The organism is Yoonia sp. 67-2, from assembly GCF_035117555.1.
In the GTDB taxonomy this organism is placed as follows: domain Bacteria; phylum Pseudomonadota; class Alphaproteobacteria; order Rhodobacterales; family Rhodobacteraceae; genus Yoonia.
Genome location: NZ_JAYKPK010000001.1, coordinates 189,764 through 206,482 on the forward strand (window position 1 = coordinate 189,764; position 16,719 = coordinate 206,482).

The 16,719-nt window shown below is 60.5% G+C and carries 17 protein-coding genes; 9 read left to right on the forward strand and 8 right to left on the reverse strand.

Going from position 1 to position 16,719, the window contains the following annotated elements; genetic code table 11:
• Positions 1–8 precede the first annotated feature (8 nt).
• Entirely contained in the window at positions 9–914 is a 906-nt protein-coding gene (locus VOY09_RS00950) for a lysylphosphatidylglycerol synthase transmembrane domain-containing protein (protein WP_322892757.1), read from the forward strand.
• A 112-nt stretch (positions 915–1,026) separates the two neighbouring features.
• Positions 1,027–1,896, forward strand: coding sequence for a YihY/virulence factor BrkB family protein (locus VOY09_RS00955; protein ID WP_322892756.1), 870 nt, complete (start codon positions 1,027–1,029; stop codon positions 1,894–1,896).
• A gap of 64 nt (positions 1,897–1,960) precedes the next feature.
• On the opposite strand, the gene kynU is transcribed toward VOY09_RS00955, so the two are convergent.
• On the reverse strand, positions 1,961–3,154 hold the full coding sequence (kynU, locus tag VOY09_RS00960; protein ID WP_322892957.1) for a kynureninase: 1,194 nt from the start codon (positions 3,152–3,154) through the stop codon (positions 1,961–1,963).
• Entirely contained in the window at positions 3,154–3,912 is a 759-nt protein-coding gene (locus VOY09_RS00965) for an SDR family oxidoreductase (protein ID WP_322892755.1), read from the reverse strand. The genes kynU and VOY09_RS00965 overlap by 1 nt, the downstream gene beginning before the upstream one ends.
• A gap of 214 nt (positions 3,913–4,126) precedes the next feature.
• On the opposite strand from VOY09_RS00965, the gene VOY09_RS00970 reads away from it, so the two are divergent.
• Both VOY09_RS00970 and VOY09_RS00975 read left to right on the forward strand, forming a co-directional pair.
• Positions 4,127–5,701, forward strand: coding sequence for a Re/Si-specific NAD(P)(+) transhydrogenase subunit alpha (locus VOY09_RS00970; RefSeq protein WP_322892754.1), 1,575 nt, complete (start codon positions 4,127–4,129; stop codon positions 5,699–5,701).
• A 14-nt stretch (positions 5,702–5,715) separates the two neighbouring features.
• On the forward strand, positions 5,716–7,149 hold the full coding sequence (locus VOY09_RS00975; RefSeq protein ID WP_322892753.1) for an NAD(P)(+) transhydrogenase (Re/Si-specific) subunit beta: 1,434 nt from the start codon (positions 5,716–5,718) through the stop codon (positions 7,147–7,149).
• A 51-nt stretch (positions 7,150–7,200) separates the two neighbouring features.
• Here the strand turns inward: VOY09_RS00975 and yghX are convergent, their stop codons facing one another.
• On the reverse strand, positions 7,201–8,088 hold the full coding sequence (gene yghX / locus VOY09_RS00980) for a YghX family hydrolase (protein ID WP_322892752.1): 888 nt from the start codon (positions 8,086–8,088) through the stop codon (positions 7,201–7,203).
• A gap of 155 nt (positions 8,089–8,243) precedes the next feature.
• On the opposite strand from yghX, the gene VOY09_RS00985 reads away from it, so the two are divergent.
• Positions 8,244–8,588, forward strand: coding sequence for a hypothetical protein (locus VOY09_RS00985; RefSeq protein ID WP_322892751.1), 345 nt, complete (start codon positions 8,244–8,246; stop codon positions 8,586–8,588).
• Positions 8,589–8,633: 45 nt separating this feature from the next.
• A complete protein-coding gene (locus VOY09_RS00990; protein WP_322892750.1) occupies positions 8,634–9,104 on the forward strand; it encodes a DNA starvation/stationary phase protection protein in 471 nt (156 codons plus the stop codon).
• Positions 9,105–9,138: 34 nt separating this feature from the next.
• Here the strand turns inward: VOY09_RS00990 and VOY09_RS00995 are convergent, their stop codons facing one another.
• Positions 9,139–9,384, reverse strand: a complete 246-nt coding sequence (locus VOY09_RS00995; RefSeq protein ID WP_322892749.1) for a DUF1289 domain-containing protein — start codon at positions 9,382–9,384, stop codon at positions 9,139–9,141.
• Between the two features lie 220 nt (positions 9,385–9,604).
• Here VOY09_RS00995 and VOY09_RS01000 point away from each other — a divergent pair, with 220 nt between their 5' ends.
• Entirely contained in the window at positions 9,605–10,768 is a 1,164-nt protein-coding gene (locus tag VOY09_RS01000; RefSeq protein ID WP_322892748.1) for a M20 aminoacylase family protein, read from the forward strand.
• Between the two features lie 155 nt (positions 10,769–10,923).
• Positions 10,924–12,150 (forward strand): META domain-containing protein, encoded by a 1,227-nt coding sequence (locus tag VOY09_RS01005; RefSeq protein ID WP_322892747.1) that lies wholly within the window; start codon positions 10,924–10,926, stop codon positions 12,148–12,150.
• Here VOY09_RS01005 and moaA read toward each other — a convergent pair.
• The gene (gene moaA / locus VOY09_RS01010; RefSeq protein WP_322892746.1) at positions 12,147–13,151 is read right to left on the reverse strand and encodes a GTP 3',8-cyclase MoaA; all 1,005 of its coding nucleotides are present in this window, start codon (positions 13,149–13,151) and stop codon (positions 12,147–12,149) included. The two genes, VOY09_RS01005 and moaA, sit on opposite strands and share 4 nt — an antisense overlap.
• An 85-nt stretch (positions 13,152–13,236) precedes the next feature.
• Here moaA and VOY09_RS01015 point away from each other — a divergent pair, with 85 nt between their 5' ends.
• The gene (locus VOY09_RS01015; protein WP_322892745.1) at positions 13,237–13,683 is read left to right on the forward strand and encodes a D-galactarate dehydratase; all 447 of its coding nucleotides are present in this window, start codon (positions 13,237–13,239) and stop codon (positions 13,681–13,683) included.
• Here VOY09_RS01015 and VOY09_RS01020 read toward each other — a convergent pair.
• Genes VOY09_RS01020 through glmS form a run of 3 tightly spaced genes read right to left on the reverse strand, consistent with a single transcriptional unit; the run spans position 13,680 to position 16,719 of the window.
• The gene (locus VOY09_RS01020; RefSeq protein ID WP_322892744.1) at positions 13,680–14,360 is read right to left on the reverse strand and encodes a DNA alkylation repair protein; all 681 of its coding nucleotides are present in this window, start codon (positions 14,358–14,360) and stop codon (positions 13,680–13,682) included. The genes VOY09_RS01015 and VOY09_RS01020 overlap by 4 nt on opposite strands.
• Positions 14,357–14,899, reverse strand: a complete 543-nt coding sequence (locus VOY09_RS01025; RefSeq protein ID WP_322892743.1) for a pyridoxamine 5'-phosphate oxidase family protein — start codon at positions 14,897–14,899, stop codon at positions 14,357–14,359. Before VOY09_RS01025 ends, VOY09_RS01020 begins: the two co-directional genes overlap by 4 nt.
• Positions 14,899–16,719, reverse strand: coding sequence for a glutamine--fructose-6-phosphate transaminase (isomerizing) (gene glmS, locus VOY09_RS01030; RefSeq protein WP_322892742.1), 1,821 nt, complete (start codon positions 16,717–16,719; stop codon positions 14,899–14,901). The genes VOY09_RS01025 and glmS overlap by 1 nt, the downstream gene beginning before the upstream one ends.

Consider the following 16,719-nt stretch of genomic DNA (forward strand, 5'->3'; position numbering starts at 1 on the left):
GCGCTGCGGTGCGGGTCATCGTCACGATCGCTTTGCTCGCGCTGCTCTGGCGGTTGACCGATGGGCCGGAGGTGCTGTCGCTGTTGCGCAATACGCACTGGGGTTGGTTGCTGGCCGCCTTGGTGACGGCGCATGGACAGGTCCTGCTTTCCGCTCTGCGGTGGCGGTTGACGGCGGCGCAGCTGGACCAGCCGATGCGCAGGCGTGATGCGATCTGCGAATATTATCTTTCGCAATTCGTCAACCTGGCAGTGCCGGGCGGTGTGATGGGCGATGCCGGGCGTGCGGTGCGACAACGCCATCAGGCCGGACTGCTGCGTGCAGCGCAGGCCGTGGTGCTGGAACGGCTGGTCGGGCAGGTCGCGCTGTTCGCGGTGATGTTCACGGGCTTTATGGTGGCGATTGCGGTGCCGGGAAGTATGTTCCTGCCGGGCTGGGTCGCCGATATCGTCGGCTGGCTTGCGTTGCTGATCATCGGTCTTGCGGTGCTGGGCGGCGTGATGTTGCTCGTCCCCGGGGCGGTGGCCCGGGCAACTGCGGGCTTCATCTCGGCTTTGCGGCTGGGGCTTCTCACCCGCAAGGTCTGGCCGCAACAAGCGGCGCTGAGCCTTGCCATTGTCGCCTGCAATCTTGCGAGCTTTGCCTTTTGCGCGCTGGCCACCGGCACCGATCTAAATTTTATGGCTGTGGTCACGGTGCTTCCGCTGATCCTGACATCCATGATGATCCCGCTTTCGGTCGGCGGCTGGGGCCTGCGCGAAGGGGCCGCTGCCGCACTTTGGCCGATCCTTGGCGCCCGCGCCGAGGCGGGGATTGCCGCCAGTATCGTGTTCGGTCTGGTCATTCTGGTGGCGAGCCTGCCGGGCGTCTGGGTGCTTTTGGCGCGCAGGCAGGCAGGCCACAGGCCGGAATAGGCGCAAAGGCGGGAACCTTTGCCTTTCTGGAACGCTATGCTAACTTCAACACTTGTTCTCTGCAGGGTGTACAGCCTGTGGTTGCGCCTATTTGTTGCCAAAAGGATCACTGATGAAGTCGAGACTGATGGAAATCTGGCGGGTCGGCATCGCCGTCTTTACAACGGCTGGGGAAAAACATCTGGGTCTGATCGCCGCTGGCGTCGCATTCTTTGGCATGTTCGGAATTTTCCCGGGGCTGGCCGCGATTATCGCGATCTTCGGGCTGGTCGCTGACCCGGTCGTGATTTCCGATCAGCTGACCCTGATGCAAGATATCATTCCTCCCGACGCCTATCGTCTGCTCACGGCACAGGTCACCGGGCTGGTAACTGCTGAAACGCAGACTTTGGGCTGGGCGACTGTCCTGTCGATCCTGCTGGCGCTTTGGTCCTGCCGTGCGGCGGTAGGGGCCTTGATCGGCGGGCTGAATGCGATTGCGGGCCAGCGTCAGCGCAATACTTTTGTGCAGTTGCTTGTGGCCTTGCTGCTGACCTTTGCCTTGGTGTTTCTGGCGATTGTTGCGGTCAATGTCGTCATCGTTTTGCCGATCATCATGGCCTTGCTGCCTTTGCCCTCTGGCACCGCCTGGCTGCTGGAAGGATTGCGCTGGGTCGTGGCGCTTTGTGTGCTGATCGCGGGTCTTGGATTGCTTTATCGCTTTGGCCCGGTGCGGATCGAGCGGCGCGGGCGCTGGGTGACGGTGGGCGCGCTGGTCGTGGTGGTCGTCTGGATTGCCGCCTCGGCGGGGCTGTCATTCTATCTGACAAATTTTGCCAGCTATAACGAAGTATACGGCTCCATCGGGGCGGTCATTGGCATGATGCTCTGGCTTTATGTCAGCGCCTATCTGATCCTTCTGGGGGCCGCGCTGAATATGCATGTGCATGGCCAACGCCATAAGGCGCAAACCAAAACCGATGCGGTGCTGGAGGGGGTCTAGCTCCGGCCCCTGCGGGACCGGATGCCTTCGGCGAGGATATTTATACTCGGAAGGTGCAGGGGTTTTACGTCACTGTGGCCTTTTGCTGGAAGGCTGGTGCATCCCAGAGCCTGTTATTCATCACCCTTGCGATGATCGCGACTGCCTTGGTCACGTCATCCGCATCGATAAACAGCGGTGTGAATCCAAAGCGCATTATATCCGGCGCGCGGAAATCACCGACCACGCCCTGTGCGATACAGGCCTGCATCGCGCCATAGCCTTGCGCAAATCGGAACGAAACCTGTGAGCCGCGCTGGTCTGGATAACGCGGGCTAGCGAGGGTCAGCATGGGGCAGGCGGCCTCCACCCCCGTGATGAATTGTTCGGTCAGCGCGATGGAGGTGGCGCGGATCTGGTCCAGATCGACTTGGTCCCAGATATCGAGCGCGGCATCAAGGGCTGCAAGTTGCAGCACCGGCGGTGTGCCGACGCGCATCCGCTCAATCCCCGTGCCGGGGCGATAGCCGGGTTCAAAGGCGAAAGGGGCGGCATGGCCCAGCCAACCGGACAATGCGGGCTGGCAGTTTTCGATATGGCGCGGGGCGACATAGATAAAAGCCGGCGCGCCCGGCCCGCCGTTAAGGTATTTATAGGTGCAGCCGACCGCGAAATCAGCGCCGCCAGTGGCGACATCAACGGCCATGGCCCCTGCCGAATGCGCCAGATCCCAGATCGCCAGCGCACCGGCATCATGCGCGGCTTTCGTCAGCGCCGGCATGTCGTGCAGACGCCCGGTGCGGTAGTCGACCTGGGTCAGCATCAGCACGGTTAGTTCGTCGTTGATATGATTGGCAACATCCTCTGGCGCGACCACGCGCAGTTCATAACCGCGATCCAGCGATTTGATCAGCCCTTCGGCCATATAGATATCCGAGGGAAAATTGCCGCTGTCGGTCAGGATCACCTTGCGGTCAGGGACCAGATCAAGGGCGGCGGCCAGCGCCTGATAGACCTTCACCGACAGCGTATCGCCCAGCACGCAATGGCCCTGTTCCGCGCCGATCAACCGCCCGATCCGGTCGGCATAGCTGACAGGCTGCGCCATCCAACCGGCGCGGTTCCAACCGGTGATCACCATCTCACCCCATTCGCGGGTGACGCAATCATTGACGCGCGCGGCAGTGGCCTTGGGCAGGGGGCCCAACGAATTGCCGTCGAGATAGATCATCTCTGCGGGCAAGTGGAACATGGCTTTGGTCTGGGCGAAATCTGTGATCATATCTGTCCTCCTGAAATCTGGATCGTCTGGCCGTTCACGCTGCGCGCGGCGTCCGAACACAGCCACATCGCGGCGGCGGTGGTTTCATCCACCTCCAGCAAACGGCGGTGACGGTTGCCCTTGGCAATGAGATCAATCGCACCGGCCTGATCCACGCCAAAGCGCTGCATCAGGCCGGGCAATTGGTTTTGCACAATTGCGGTATCGACATAACCGGGGCAGAGCGCGTTAAAGGTGATGTTTGTGCGCATATATTCCTCGGACAGACCCCGGATCAGGCCGATCACGCCATGTTTGCTGACCGTATAGGGAATCGCATTCTTCAGCCCGCGCAGCCCCGCGATGGAGCTGACGACGATCATCCGTGCCGGCAGATCAGCGGGCAGGGTGGCCAGCGCCGCCTGCAAGGTCAGGAACACGCCGTCAAGATTGGTCGCCATGGTCTTGCGCCATGCGGCAAGCGAGGTTTTCGCAAATGGCCCGCCTTCGGCGATGCCCGCATTGGCCACGCAGATCTGCAACGGCCCGCGCGCTTGCGCCGCCGCAGCGATACCGCCCCGCACGGAGGCTTCATCATCCACATCCATCACCAACGCATGCAGGCGCGGATGGCTGGCGGCCAGCGCATCGAGCCGCGCGGCATTGCGCCCGGTGATCGTCACCTCGGCCCCCGCATCGGCCAGAGCCAGCGCAATGCCGTGCCCGATCCCCGTGCCGCCGCCGGTGACCAAAGCGTGTTTGCCTGCATGTTCCATGATCGCCTCCCCCTGTTGGCGTCATGCTACTGGTCGAACAGGCGGCGACAAGCCAAAAGCGGTGTGTGCCCCGCAACAAAGCCTGCGGGAGAATATCGATCCCGCTTGTGTCCGCGAACCCACGACAGGAAAGGACTTTACACCCCCGCCTTGTGAAATAATCTTACGCGCGGTAAGTCATTCCGACTGCTGACACAAATATGGGGGATGGTCCGTGAAAATCGGCACACCAAAAGAGATATTTGCGGGCGAAAACCGGGTGGCGATGACACCTGCTTCTGCCAAAGACCTGCAAAAACTGGGCTATGATTGCGTGATTGAGACCGGGGCCGGCCTTGCTGCCGGCTTTTCGGATCAGACCTACAAAGACGCCGGCGTCGAAGTCGTGGCAACCGCTGCCGCACTTTACAAGGTCGCCGATATCGTGGCCAAGGTCCGCCCCCCCGAAGATGTCGAGGTCAAGCGCCTGCGCGAAGGCCAGACGCTGATTTCCTTCTTTTATCCGGCCCAGAACAAGGATCTGATGGAAGCCGCCAATGCCAAGGGTGCGACCGTCATCGCCATGGATATGGTGCCGCGCATCAGCCGGGCGCAGAAAATGGACGCGCTTTCATCCATGGCCAATATCGCGGGTTACCGCGCGGTGATTGAGGCGGGTAATAATTTTGGCCGCTTCTTCACCGGGCAGATCACCGCCGCAGGCAAGGTGCCACCAGCCAAGGTGCTGGTTGTGGGTGCCGGTGTCGCAGGGCTTGCCGCAATCGGGACATCGACCAGCCTTGGCGCGATCACCTATGCGTTCGATGTGCGGCCAGAGGTCGCCGAACAGGTCGAATCCATGGGCGCGCAATTCGTCTTTCTGGACTTCAAGGAAGAACAGCAGGACGGTGCCAAGACAGGCGGCTATGCCGCCGTGTCCAGCCCCGAATTCGCCGCCGCGCAATTGGCGAAATTCCGCGAGATCGCGCCAGATATGGATATCGTGATCACCACCGCGCTGATCCCCGGACGCGATGCGCCAGAGCTTTGGACCGAGGATATGGTCAAGGCGATGAAGCCCGGATCGGTGATCGTGGACCTTGCCGCCGAACGTGGCGGCAATTGCAAACTGACCGTGAAGGACGAGAAAATCGTCACCGAGAATGGCGTGACCATCATCGGCTATACGGATTTCCCGAGCCGGATGGCGGCGCAGGCCTCGACCCTATATGCCACCAACATCCGCCATATGGTCACCGATCTGACACCGGGCAAGGACGGCCAGCCTGTCCATAACATGGATGATGATGTGATCCGGGGTGCGACGGCGACGCATAAGGGAGAGGTGACTTTCCCGCCGCCAAAACCCAAGATCGCGGCGATTGCGGCGGCACCGAAAAAGGAAAAGCCAAAGGAACTGACCGCCGACGAAAAGCGCGCAAAAGAAACAGCCGCCTTCAAGACACAGACCCGCAATCAGGTTGGTCTGCTGGCAATCGGCGCGGTCCTGCTGCTCGGCGTTGGTCTGGTGGCACCTGCCAGCTTCATGCAGCATTTCATCGTCTTTGTTCTGGCGGTTTTCGTGGGCTTCCAGGTCATCTGGGGTGTCGCGCATAGCCTGCATACGCCGCTGATGGCGGTGACCAATGCGATCTCATCGATCATCATTCTGGGCGCGCTGACGCAGATCGGGTCGGGGTCGTTTCTGGTGATCTTGCTTGCCGCATTGGCGGTTTTCATGACCGGCATCAATATTTTCGGCGGTTTTCTTGTGACACGGCGCATGCTCGCCATGTTCCAGAAGTCGTAAAGGGGTAAAGAGCAATGGAATATGGTTTTACAACAGCGGCTTATGTGGTCGCGGCAGTTCTCTTTATCCTGTCTCTCGGCGGTCTGTCGGGTCAGGAAAGTGCCAAACGCGCGGTCTGGTACGGCATCGCGGGCATGGCGCTGGCGGTGGCAGCGACACTCTTTGGCCCCGGTGCCGGGCTGTGGCTGCTGTCACTGATCCTGATCGCCGGTGGCGGTGTGATCGGCTATCAACTCGCGACAAAAGTGCAGATGACGCAGATGCCAGAACTGGTGGCGGCGATGCACAGCCTTGTTGGTCTGGCGGCGGTGCTGGTCGGCTTTATCGCGCATTTCGAACTGGGCCGTGTCGCTGCGATGGATGCAGAGGCCCGTGCCGGACTGGAAGGCTTTGCAGCACTTCTGGCCTATAAAACACCCGTCGAGATCAACATCCTGAGGGTTGAGCTGTTTTTGGGCATCTTTATCGGCGCGATCACATTCACCGGCTCGGTCATTGCCTATGGCAAGCTGGCAGGCCGGGTGAATACCGCAGCCGCTAAACTGCCCGGCGGGCATTTGCTGAACGCTTCGGCGGCGGCGATCTCTGTCCTGTCGCTGATCTGGTATTTCAACACCGGTGGTTTCTTCCCGCTGTTCATCATGACGCTGGCGGCTTTGTTCATCGGCTATCACCTGATCATGGGCATCGGCGGCGCGGATATGCCGGTCGTCGTGTCGATGCTGAACTCCTATTCCGGCTGGGCGGCAGCGGCGATTGGCTTCAGCCTTGGCAATGATCTGCTGATCGTGGTCGGTGCCTTGGTCGGCTCCTCCGGTGCGATCCTGTCCTATATCATGTGCAAGGCGATGAACCGCAGTTTCGTCAGCGTCATCCTTGGCGGCTTTGGTGGGCCTGCGGGTGAACAGATGGCGGTCGAGGGCGAACAGATCGCCATCGACAGCGACGGTGTCGCGACAGCGCTGAACGAGGCGGATAGCATCATCATCATCCCCGGCTACGGCATGGCGGTGGCGCAGGCGCAATCGGCGGTCGCCGAACTGACCCGCAAATTGCGCGCCAAAGGTAAGAATGTGCGCTTTGCCATTCACCCCGTCGCAGGGCGTCTGCCCGGCCATATGAACGTGCTGCTGGCCGAGGCCAAAGTGCCCTATGACATCGTGATGGAAATGGATGAAATCAACGACGATTTCCCCACGACGGACGTCGCGATCGTGATTGGGTCCAATGACATCGTGAACCCGGCGTCACAGGACGATCCCAACAGCCCCATCGCCGGGATGCCGGTGCTGGAATGCTGGAAAGCGAAACAGGTGTTTGTGTCCAAACGTGGCCAGGGCACTGGCTATTCCGGGATCGAAAATCCGCTGTTCTATAAAGAAAACACGCGGATGTTCTATGGTGATGCGAAAAAGTCGCTGGATGAATTGCTGCCTAAGATCGAGTGATCTGAGCAACAAAAAGATAAAGGCCCGCCATCACGGCGGGCCTTTTTTGTTTCAGCTCAAATGCGTGTTGAACCAGTCCACCGTGCGCGTCCATGCCAGCTCTGCCGCCACCTCGTCATAGCGCGGGGTGCTGTCATTGTGGAAACCGTGGTTGGTGTCGGGGTAGATATGCGCCTCATACACTTTGTCATTGGCGATCAGGGCCTCTTCATAGGCGGGCCAGCCGGCGTTCACCCGTTCATCAAGGGCAGCATATTGCAGCAGCAATGGTGCCTCTATCTGGGGCACGTCATCGGCGGTGGCCTGCATCCCGTAAAACGGCACACCGGCGCGCATTTCGGGGTAGGCCACCGCCAGCGCATTGACCACACCGCCGCCATAGCAGAACCCGACAGCGCCCACAGCGCTGGTGCTGTCGTCGCGGGTCATCAGATGTTCGAACCCGGCAAAGAAGTCATTCATCAGCAATTCCGGGTCAACAGAACTTTGCAGATCGCGCCCTTCGGCATCATTGCCCGGATAGCCGCCGACCGATGTCAGCCCGTCCGGGGCCAGCGCCATGAAACCGGCCTTGGCCAGACGGCGGGCCACATCCTCGATATAGGGGTTCAGCCCGCGGTTTTCATGGATCACCAGCACAGCGGGCAGCGGGCCGGTCGCCTCGGCGGGTTTGACCAGATAGCCGCGCACCTCGCCATGGCCATTGGGCGAAGGATACATGATATATTCGGGCAGAATATCAGGGTCATTGAAACTGACCTGTTCGGCCAGCGCGTAATTGGGGCTCAGCATCTGCAACAGCGCCATGGCGGTCATGCCACCGACGGCGAAACGCCCGGCCTTGTCCAGAAATTCGCGTTTGGTGATTTTGCCATGGGCGTAGAAATCATAAAGTTCCAGCAGATCCTGATCAAAATCCTTGGCGGTCATGCGGTTCATGTCAAATGCCTCCGTTTTGCAATGGCCGACCCTTTGCCGACCTGACGCAAGGGTAGGTCACAGGCCCGTTACCGCCAATCACAAGCGCGTTGGCGGGTTTATCTTGCCTCTGCGGATTTGGCTGACTATATTTGTCGGGAATAGGAGCCTGATTGATGTCCCAAGCCACCGCCCGCCGCCTGCCTGATATGCAACCTGACCAACGCCTGCGCGCCGCAGGGCGCAAGGCGCGGCTGACAGGGGTCACGACAGGCAATCCGATGCAGGCGCTGCTGGCGGCTTTGCCTGCGGCCTTGGGGCGGCGGTTGCGGTTTCATGAGCTGACGGCGGTCGAAAAATCCTTTGACGAGGCGTGGCTGGAAAACCTGCTCGACGCTGTGCGCCAAGGGGATGAGGCGCGCTACCGGTTCGCCTTGCTCAGCCGGATGTCGCGCGAACAGGCTTCACGCTTGCATTTCCTGATCTGCAAAGCCGCGCATGACACGGGCGAGGCTGGTTGAAATTCGCGCCATCATTCATATCTGTTACCTCAAAGGAGACCACACATGACACAGACCGCCACAGATTTGAGCCCGAACGCCCAAGCCGCCATCGCCGAGGCGCTGAACCAATGCGTTGCCGAAACCGCCGTGACCACGATGCTGGCGCAGAATTTCCATTGGAACGTCAAAGGCATGGCCTTTGGGTCGCTGCACGCCCTGTTCCAGACGATCTATGAGGATCATTTTGTCGGTCAGGACGATCTGGCCGAACGGATCCGCGCGCTGGACGCCCATGCCGAAGGCACGCTGGCAGGGATGATCGCCCGGTCAAAAGTCGCTGAACATGAAGGTGAAGCCGACGACAAGACCATGGTCAAAACCCTGCAGGAAGCGCAGGAAACGCTGGCCGCCACGATCGCCGCTGCCGGTGAACTGGCCGCTGAACATGGCGACACCTTGACCGAAGACCTGTGCATCGCACGCGGTCAGGCGCATGAGAAATTCGCCTGGATGCTGCGCGCGCATCTGGCCTGATCAGGCGACAGCGTTGCGGGACACCCGCAGCGTTTTACAATTCATCCGGAAAAGATGCGCCTTTCTTGGCGCATTTTTTTTCGTAAGCGATCCGCCAATGGGTATATTTCCCCAATATCTTTTGCTGCGCCATCAGCATAGTGACAAAGGCCGATTGATAGGCCGGTTTTTTCAGCGATTTGAACATCGCCTTCTGCGCCTTGGTCATCGCACAGCCGATGCAATGGCCTTCGCGGCGGAATTTGCAGACGCTGATACAGGGGGATGGGGTCTTGGGCATGACAGATACTCGCGCTTGATCGCGGGTATCTGAGTGATTGTGTCGGTTATGTCAATCGCGCGAAGAACACGATCCATTGAGGGTGCTGTGCCGGGGTGAACCCCGGCCTACGGCAGAGGCTGGTCAAATACGGACAAGCGGCTATTGTTACCTCATTGAACCCAATGATGTTGGCCGTGTTGATCGATGCCATCGATCTGCGGCACCCGAGGAGAGAAAGATGCCCGTCAAGAACCGCTTTGCCGAATTGCTGCCCGAAATCACCGCATGGCGCCGTGATCTGCATGAAAACCCGGAAATCCTGTTCGACACGCACCGCACATCGGCTTTGGTCGCCGAGAAACTGCGTGACTTCGGCTGTGACGAGGTGGTCACCGGCATTGGCCGGACCGGGGTTGTCGGCGTGATCAAAGGCAAGACCGATACGGCGGGCAAGGTCATCGGTCTGCGCGCCGATATGGATGCTTTGCCGATCCATGAACAGACCGGGCTTGATTATGCCTCCAAAACCCCCGGCGCGATGCATGCCTGCGGCCATGACGGTCATACCGCCATGCTGCTCGGCGCGGCGAAATATCTGGCCGAGACCCGTAATTTCGATGGCTCTGTCGTGGTGATCTTCCAACCCGCTGAAGAAGGCGGCGGCGGTGGCCGCGAGATGTGCGCAGATGGTATGATGGACCGCTGGAATATCCAGGAAGTCTACGGCATGCATAATTGGCCGGGCCGCCCTTTGGGCAGTTTCGCGATCCGTCCGGGGGCGTTTTTCGCCGCCACCGACCAGTTCGATATCGTGATCGAAGGCAAGGGCGGCCATGCCGCCAAGCCGCAGGAAACAATCGACAGCACCTTGGTCGCGGCCCATGTGATCACCGCGCTGCAATCCATCGCCAGCCGCAATGCCGACCCGGTCGACCAGATCGTTGTTTCTGTCACTGCGGTGGAGACATCGTCAAAAGCCTTCAACGTCATCGCACAGCGGGTGCATATGAAAGGCACTGTGCGCACAATGTCGAAAGACATGCGCGATCTGGCAGAGCGGCGGTTGAAAGCGATCTGCGACGGCACCGCCGCTGCCTTTGGCGCGCGGGCCGAGGTGACCTATCACCGCGGCTATCCCTGCATGGTCAATCACGACGAGCAGACCGCCTTTGCCGCCGATGTGGCACGCTCTGTCGCCGGGGCCTGTGACGAGGCACCGTTGATCATGGGCGGCGAGGATTTCGCCTTCATGCTCGAAGAACGGCCCGGCGCCTATATTCTGGTCGGCAATGGCGATGGCGCGTCAGTGCATCATCCGGAATATAATTTCAATGATGATGCGATCCCTGCGGGCTGTTCGTGGTGGGCGGGCATTGTCGAACAACGGATGCCTGCTGCCTGATCGGCCCTCCGGGCCGGCCTCCGGCGGGAGTATTTTTGGAAAAAAGAAGCGGGGCCGGGGTGAGTTGACATTTTCGTGGCCCCTGCAAAGGGTTATGCGGCTTTTGGTGGTCTGCGTCAGCTGTTATTGTGGCTGAATTCTGACTGGAGAACCCGATGCGCCCCTTGCCTGCTTTGTTGACCGCCCTTGTTTGCCTGCCCTTGTCAGCACTGGCGCAGGATATCCGCAGTATCACGGGGCAGGTGCGCTATCTGGACCGGATGGCCTTGCCCGAGGATGCGGTGGTGCTGGTTGAGGTGACGGATATCGAGGGTCAACTGCTGTCGGAAATCCGGCTGCCCACCGATGGTCAGCAGGTCCCGGTGCCATTTGTCATCGATCTGCTGACACCGGATGATGTGATGGTGCGTGCGGGCATCACGCTTGGCGCTGATCTGGTTTGGCTCGGGGACCCTGTTCTTGTGGCCGATGAACCGGTCGATCTGGTCTTGCAGCGCTATCAGCCGATTGGTTTTAATGCGACCTTTCGCTGCGGCGATCAGATCGTGCAGACTGGTTTTGCCGATGATGCGCTGGTGATGAAAACCGGACCAGCGCGGGTCATTTTGCAGGCGGTCGCCACGGCCTCCGGTGCGCGGTATGATTCCATGGACGATCCGGGCACGTTTTTCTGGAACCGCGGGGAAGTTGCGCAGATTTCTGTCGCGGATGTCGCCTTGCCGGAATGCCATGTCGCCCTGCCGCCCGTTACTGCGGCCTATGTCGCGCGCGGGAATGAGCCGTTCTGGACAGTAACCGTCGATGACGGTCTTATGACGATTGCGCGTCCTGGTCTGGATGAAAAGGCTTTTCCGGTGACCGACGCCGGCTTCGAACCCGATGGCGCGATCTTTGTGACCGCCGATACCAGCGCCAGCCTGTTGCGCGAGGATCGGGTTTGTCACGACGATATGTCAGGCATGCCTTATCCTGAAACAGTCACGCTGACGCTGGGTGCTGACACCTTCACAGGCTGCGGCGGTAATAGTCGCGATCTGCTGACAGATCGCCTTTGGGTGGTCAGCGAGATTGTGGGCGAGAGCGTGGCAGAAGATATCCGCATCAGCTTGAGCTTTGATGCTTCAGGCCGCGTGGCGGGTACGACGGGCTGCAATCACTGGTTCGCAGGTTACGAGGTCAGCGGTGAGGGCCTGAACATCACCCATCCCGGTGCCACAATGATGGCCTGCGCGGATGTGGCAATGGCTCAGGAACGGCGGTTTCTCGACGCTTTGGCACAGGTGACCGGGTTCGAGATCGCGCCGGATGGTGCGCTGATCCTGCACGGTATGTCTGGCCCGCTGATCAGGGCGCAGGCGACGACAGCGGGCAGCGCTCCTTAACCCCCTGTATGGCTCATATGGCGGCTGACCTGGCCGTCGATCCTTTGGCGGGAATAGTCGAAATCATGGCCTTTGGGTTTGCGGGCAATTGCGGCGCGAATGGCCGTTTCAAGGTCTGCATCGGCCTCTGACGCGCGCAGGGGCGCGCGCAGGTCGGAATGGCCTTCCTGCCCCAGACAGGTGTAAATCTCACCTGTGCAGGTGATCCGCACACGGTTGCAGCTTTCGCAGAAATTATGCGACAGCGGGGTGATGAAGCCGATTTTCTGACCGGTCGCCGCGACGCGGACATAACGCGCAGGGCCGCCAGTGTTATCAGGCAGATCGGTCAGCGGGCTACGGTCTGCCAGCCTTGCGCGCAGGTCTTTCAGCGACCAGAACTGGCCGATCCGGTCTTCGTTGCCGATATCGCCCATTGGCATCACCTCGATAAAGGTGATGTCCATATCGCGGGTGGCGCACCAATCGGTGAGGGTGAATAATTCATCCTCATTAAACCCTTGCAGCGCGACCGTATTGATCTTGACCCGCAATCCTGCCGCCTGCGCTGCGTCGATCCCGCGCAACACTTGCGGCAAGCGGCCCCAGCGGGTGATCTGAGCGAATTTCGCCTCATCGAGCGTATCAAGCGAGACATTCACCCGCCGCACGCCCGCCGCATAAAGATCGGCGGCATATTTTTCCAGCTGACTGCCATTGGTGGTGATCGTCAGTTCCTGCAAGGCGCCGCTGTCCAGATGCCGGCCCATGGCGTTGAAAAACGTCATGATCTCGCGCCGGACCAAAGGTTCACCCCCGGTGATGCGCAGTTTTTTCACGCCAAGCCGGACGAAAGCGGAACAGAGCCTGTCCAGTTCTTCCAGCGTCAGCAATTCCTTTTTCGGCAGAAAGGTCATGTTTTCCGACATGCAATAGACGCAGCGGAAATCGCAGCGGTCGGTCACCGAGACCCGCAGATAGGAAATGGCGCGCGCGAAGGGGTCGATCAGGGGCATATTCATGGTGTCAAACTAGGCACCGGCGCAGTTCAGCGCAAGGCCGATCCTTGCCGTTGCGCAGGCGCGGGCCGCACAATAATGTGCAGTTATGAATAGATTTTTGATCCTGCCATTCGTGGCCCTTGCCGCTTGCGACCTGCCCGAAGCCCAGGTTGTCACCCCTGAAGCGCCAACAACATTGATCCCGGCGATGACGTTACCGCCGCCGCCGCCAAGCTCTGCGCGGACGGTGGATCAGTTCGACACGACCTCTGCCGCCGAACGGCAGGCAGCGACGCAAGTCGCGGCGGCTGGCGCCGAACTGGGGCGCACGATTGCCACGCTGGGGTCACCGACCGAACCCGGCATCTGGCTGAAAACGCCGCTGGTGTCCGAGGTGACCCAAGGCCGCATCCGCTATCAAAGCAAGACGATCAATGTCGAATTGCGCCCCTCTGGCGGGGCGGCAGGATCGGGCAGCCAGGTCAGCCTTGCGGCGATGCGGTTGCTTGAGGCGCCATTGGCCGGAATCGTGGAGCTGACCGTGCTGCGCTAGGGCAATCTGCGCGCCGCTTCTTTCGCGGCGAATGGTTTCATCTGGTCGCCATATGCGGCCAGAAAGGCGCGGACACGGTCGGCATCATGTTTGGACAATTCGCGCAGCCACCAGCCGATGGCTTTCTGGATGAACCAGTCACGGTCGCGCACATAAAGCGCCGCCCAGCCAAGCACCCGGTCACGGATCGCGAGATCGGCGTCTTTGGGGTGGTTCTGTTTGGTCCAGGGCAGGGTCATCACCAGCGCGGCGCGCCTGCTCCACATATGATCTGACGTCGTCCAGCCTACGACAGTCTCAAGGCGGGATGGCTCGGCCACCAGCCGTTTCTGCCCCGCGATGCTGACCGTATCCGCAATCGCCCAGGCGTCGAATTGCGGCACCCAGGATGCGATCAGGTCCCATGCGGCAGTATCATCGGGCCTGATCCGCGCTTGCGTCAGCAGTTTTGCCGCAGCGACCCGCGCCTCGTGGATATTGCTGTCCCAAAGGCCTGCGGCCAGTGTCAGCCGTGCGTCCAGATCCACCGCCGCGCGCCAATCAGCGACGAAAGCATCCAGCGCCGGGTTTGACACGCCGAGATAGGGCCGATCCACCTTGTGATAGCGCGCCATCTCAGCGGCTTTCGCCGGATCACCTGCGGCCTGCAAAGCGGCAATCGCCGCCGTCGGGTTCATCCGATCACCTTTGTCGGCAAGCCGTCCAATGTCGTCTGGTTGCGGTCTTTCCAATATGTGGCGACACCGTCCGGTCCTTTGTCGGCGGTCCAGTGGCGCAAAGTGTCGCGTTCGCCCACCAGTTCCATGAAAGGCACGGCATAGCCGCAGGAGGTTTGCACCATGTCGATCTTTTGCACATAGATCTGCCGCGCGCCCGGCACATCGGGCAATTGTGCAGCCAGACGCGCCCAATCCGCATCGCGCGGATGGATCGCGCGGGCAGTGCCATAGGTCCGCAGGATCTGCGGCTTTTTGTCGAAACTGCACCACATCAGCGTCATGCGCGGATGATCCAGCAGATGGCCTGCCGTCTCATTGCCGCTGCCGGTCGCGTTGACATAGGCGATGGTGGTCGCATCCAGCACGCGCAGGCAATCCATCCCTTTGGGCGAGATATTGACCTTGCCACCCCGCGCCGCCGTGCCGGTGAAAAACATCGGCTGGGCGGCGATGAACGCCTGATGCGCCTCGGATAATTCCGCGAATTGCTTGCCCATTATTCGACCGTCACCGATTTTGCGAGGTTGCGGGGCTGATCCACATCGGTGCCTTTCGCGACCGCCGTGTGATAGGCCAGCAATTGCGCAGGCAAGGCGTAAAGGATCGGCGCAAGGAACGGGTCCACCGCTGGCATCAGCAAGCTCTGCCAGACACCATCGCCCGCCTCGACCGCGCCTTGGCTGTCGGTGATCAGCAGCACCTTGCCGCCGCGCGCCATGACCTCCTGCATGTTCGATATCGTCTTTTCGAACAAGGCATCGCGCGGCGCCATGACGATGACCGGCACGTGTTTATCCACCAGCGCAATGGGGCCATGTTTCAGTTCACCAGATGCATAAGCTTCAGCATGGATGTAACTGATTTCCTTGAGTTTCAACGCACCTTCCAAGGCCAGGGGATACATCGCCCCGCGCCCAAGAAACAGGATATCGCGCGCCTCGGCCAAAAGCCGCGACAGCGCGACGGAGCGGTCTTCGATCCCCAAGGCCGTATTCATCAGCCCCGGCAGACCGCGCAAGGCGGCCAGCTTTTCGGCCAGTTCGGCATCACCCATGCGCCCGCGGTGATGCGCAGCTTGTAGAACCATCACTGCCAGCGTGGTCAGCTGACAGGTAAACGCCTTGGTCGAGGCGACGCCGATCTCCACACCCGCCATGATCGGCAGCACGATATCACTTTCGCGCGCAATGCTGCTTTCGGGGACATTCACGACAGCGACAATCTGCGCGGCCTTGCCCTGCATATAGCGAAGTGCTGCCAAAGTATCCGCCGTCTCGCCCGATTGGCTGACAAAGACCGCGACGGTCCCGTCCGTCACCGGCGGTTCGCGGTAACGGAATTCAGAGGCCACATCGATTTCCACCGGCAGCCCGGCGATCTGTTCAAACCAGTATTTCGCGACCATACAGGCATAGAACGCCGTGCCGCAGGCGACCATGGTCAGGCGCTGGATCTGGGTGAAATCCAGCCCATCGGGCATGGTGATCGCCGTCGCATCGGCATTGATGTAATGGTTCAAAGCGCCTTGCAAAACCTGCGGCTGTTCGGCGATTTCCTTGGCCATGAAATGTTTATAGCCGCCCTTATCGACCTGCGCCTGATCGATATGGATGATCCGCATCTCGCGGTTTGCTAGATTGCCATAGGCATCGCGGATTTCCAGCGAATTGCGGGTGATCACCGCCCAATCGCCTTCGTCCAGATAGGTGATCTGGTCGGTCATCGGGGCCAGCGCAATGGCATCGGACCCCACGAACATTTCACCATCGCCATGCCCGACCGCCAAAGGCGAGCCTTTGCGCGCGGCGATCAGCAGATCATCTTCGCCTTCAAACAGAAAACAAAGCGCATAGGCCCCGTGCAGCTTGGCAATCGTCGCCTCGGCCGCATCGCGGGGCGACAGGCCCTGACCCAGCAGATGATTGGCCAGCAAGGCGACGGTTTCGGTATCGGTATCCGTCTCATGCGGGATGCCGAGGGCGGCGAGTTCGGCGCGGAGTTCGCGGAAATTCTCGATGATGCCGTTATGCACCACCGCCACGCGGCCTGCCTGATGCGGATGCGCATTGCCAGCGTTTGGCACGCCATGGGTGGCCCAGCGGGTATGGCCGATGCCCGCCTTGCCCGCCAGCGGGTCATGCACCAGCAGGTCCTGCAAATTCACCAGCTTGCCCACGGCACGGCGGCGGTCCAGCACATCGCCGTTGATCGTGGCAATCCCGGCGCTGTCATAGCCGCGATATTCAAGGCGTTTGAGCGCCTCGACCAAAAGAGGGGCGGCTTCGTGATTGCCCAATACGCCGATAATCCCGCACAT